1 protein-coding gene and 1 pseudogene are annotated in these 789 nt (G+C 73.0%); both read right to left on the bottom strand.

Features of this window, described 5'->3' with window-relative positions; all coding sequences use genetic code 11:
* Window positions 1-209, bottom strand: a pseudogene (locus tag VB737_RS07380) (hypothetical protein); the annotation flags it as partial.
* Between the two features lie 111 nt (window positions 210-320).
* Window positions 321-789 (bottom strand): carbohydrate porin (locus VB737_RS07375; protein ID WP_500312263.1); only part of this gene is annotated, 469 nt, incomplete at its 5' end.

Here is a 789-nt window from a genome sequence, read left to right as displayed (position 1 = left end):
TGGGTATAGGGGGCAGGCGCCCCGGCGGGCCCGGCCGCAGGGAGGGGGGCCGCCTCGGCGGGGAGCAGCTCTTCAAGGGCACGGATCTGGCGATCCAGTTCGTTCCAGCGGCGCTCGAGGCGTCGCACGTCGCCGGCGCTGGCGGCCGGCAGGGGCTGGCCCGCGACGGGTCCGGATCCCAGGCCGAGATTCAGGACCACCCCGGGCACCATCCCGGCGAGGATCCATCTGGCCAGGGGCCGCCCCCTTCCGCTGCCCCCCATGGACCCCCGATTCACCCATCCGGCGCCCAGTTTGCTCGACATCGGCCGCTCCGGCTCCTAAAAGCGGAAACCCAGCTGCAGGCCCGCCGCGAACAGGCTCGGCACGCGGCCGGCCCCCCCCGGATTGAGGATCCACTGGAGGCTGGGCTGCAGGTTGAAGGATTGGTTGAAGCGGATCTGATAACCCAGCTCCACCACCCCCTCATGGCTCAGGCCGGGCTGGCTGATCGGACTGAAGCCGGTGCGGGCCACACCCAGGATCAGCAGGTCGAGGGGGCGGCCGGGCAGCACCCCCTGGCTGACCAGACCGCCGCCGATGTAGCTGGGGGTGGGATTGGCGGCGGTGTCGAAGCCCGCGGCGGTGGCGGCCCAGAGCCGGTGGTCGAGGCCCCAGGGCAGGGCCACGGGCACGGTGGCGCTGCCGTACAGACCCCGGTTCGGTCCGGTACCGGCATAGGCCGCCAGCTGCAGCAGCCCGCCCGGCAGCTGTCGCTCCACCGCCACCGGCTGGAGGCAGTTCGGGCTC

Source organism: Synechococcus sp. BA-120 BA3 (assembly GCF_034931285.1).
In the GTDB taxonomy this organism is placed as follows: Bacteria; Cyanobacteriota; Cyanobacteriia; order PCC-6307; family Cyanobiaceae; genus Cyanobium.
The sequence above is the reverse complement of the archived record's forward strand: the minus strand, read 5'-3'. Positions and strand labels throughout refer to the sequence as shown.